This is a genomic window from Paenibacillus ihuae, assembly GCF_001368795.1.
Taxonomy (GTDB): Bacteria; Bacillota; Bacilli; order Paenibacillales; family Paenibacillaceae; genus Paenibacillus_AQ; species Paenibacillus_AQ ihuae.
On the sequence record NZ_LN831198.1, the window covers coordinates 3,126,528 to 3,128,558 of the forward strand.

General features: G+C 49.5%; 2 protein-coding genes and 1 pseudogene. All 3 read right to left on the reverse strand.

What is annotated here, in order from left to right; all coding sequences use genetic code 11:
* Positions 1 to 947, reverse strand: a pseudogene (locus AQR02_RS34270) (polyribonucleotide nucleotidyltransferase); the annotation flags it as partial.
* Between the two features lie 299 nt (positions 948 to 1,246).
* On the reverse strand, positions 1,247 to 1,516 hold the full coding sequence (gene rpsO, locus AQR02_RS14195; protein ID WP_019910460.1) for a 30S ribosomal protein S15: 270 nt from the start codon (positions 1,514 to 1,516) through the stop codon (positions 1,247 to 1,249).
* A 149-nt stretch (positions 1,517 to 1,665) separates the two neighbouring features.
* On the reverse strand, positions 1,666 to 2,031 hold a 366-nt coding region (locus tag AQR02_RS14200), incomplete at its 5' end, for a riboflavin kinase (protein WP_187388786.1).

A 2,031-nucleotide genomic window follows, 5' to 3' on the forward strand; every position in this document is an offset into this window, starting at 1 on the left:
TCCGGACGCACTTTGTCATGCGTAATCAGGCGGCGCACTTCATCCTTGACGATGTCATGCAGTACTTCCTTAACGTCTTTCAGAAGCTCTGGTGTCTCTATGTATTTCTCAACGAAATACTCCACCGTTTCGCTGTTGATCAGATCGATAGCATCCTGGCGTGCATGCTTCTCGGCAATCTTGACAGCTTCTACCAGACGGCTCTGCGCAAAAGCACGAACCTCTGTGTTCACGTCAGCATTTACCGCGTGCAGCTTTACAGCCATTTTTTCTTTACCGGCAACTGCTACCAGTTCTTCAATTACTGCTACGATCTTGCGGATTTCTTCGTGCCCGAACATGATTGCTTCCAGCATCACGTCTTCCGGCACTTCGTTTGCTTCCGCTTCAACCATCATGATGGCATCTTTCGTTCCGGCAACCACGACATAAATGTCGCTGGCTTCCTGCTGGGCAACGTCCGGATTAATGACGAATTCACCGTTGACCCGTCCAACCGCTACTCCGCCGATCGGTCCGTCAAACGGCACATCGGAGATGCTCAGGGCAGCGGAAGTACCAATCATTGCTGCGATGTCCGGGGCACAATCCTGATCCACACTCATGACCATGTTCAGTACTTGAACGTCATTACGGAATCCTTCCGGAAACAACGGACGAATCGGACGGTCTGTCAGGCGGCTGGACAGAATGGCTTTCTCACTCGGTCTGCCTTCCCGTTTGATGAATCCGCCCGGGATTTTACCTACTGCATATAATCTTTCTTCATAGTTAACCGTAAGCGGGAAAAAATCAAGATCTTTAGGCTCACTGGAAGCTGTAACCGTACACAATACTGCAGTATCTCCGTAGCGTACCATAACGGCGGCATTTGCCTGTTTGGCAAGGCGGCCGGTCTCCAGCACCAGGCGTCTTCCGCCAAGCTGCATTTCTACACGTTGTTCCATAAAACCCCTCCTTGAATAGTAGTAAGCCCGCTATCGAACCGCAGGCTGTAGCGTAGCTCTTCATGAACCGTAAGCCTCTCCGAGGTTATCAGATCACGCACCGGTTCTGTATGTTCTACAAGCAAAAACGGCTTGTCCTCTAAAGAGAGGTGAAATAGCCGTTTGTGCGAATCATATCCACTTGCCACTGTAAAAGTTTTCCCTAAATTTTCAAAAAGCAACCCGGCTGTCCCGCTGTCGATCGTAAGAAGGACATACGGTATACAACCAGGCTGCTTTAAGGTTACTCTTATGGGAAATTAACGACGCAATCCCAGTTTCTCGATCAGGGCGCTGTAACGTCTGATGTCTTTGTTCTTCAAATACGCCAGCAGTTTACGACGTTGTCCAACCATCTTCAACAGTCCGCGACGGGAATGATGATCCTTCTTGTGCGTACGCAAGTGGTCAGTCAAATTAACGATGTTCTCCGTAAGGATAGCAACTTGCACCTCAGGGGATCCGGTATCGGATTCATGAGTTTTGTGCTCGTCGATCAATTGGTGTTTACGTTCTTGAGTCAATGCCATCCTGTTCACCTCCTTCATTATAATCGCCAGTAGCCTCGTCGCCGTCGGTGAGAACGTGCAACCAAGCTAAGGTTATGATGCTGTCATTCCAGCAACGTTAATCAGTATAGCATCTTCGAAGACAAAAGTAAACGCATGTCCAAAGAAGATTATGAAGGATATCCCAGCAGCGCTTTGGCTGTCTCGGCATCCTTAGAAATTTGCGAGATCAGGGCATCAATGGACTCGAATTTCCGTTCAGGACGGATAAAACCCACAAGCTCTACTTTGAGCTCCTGTCCATAGATATCTGTGGCAAAATCGAACAGGTGCACTTCAAAACTCGGTGCCACCATCCCGTCATGGAATGTGGGCTTGACCCCAACGTTCATTACCCCGTACAACACTTCTTCCTTAAAGAAGACCTTAACCGCATAGACTCCCTTGGCCGGAATGACATACCGGTCCTCCAGCTGAAGATTGGCGGTGGGGAACCCGATGGTGCGCCCGCGCTTCTCACCATGTCCGACGATTCC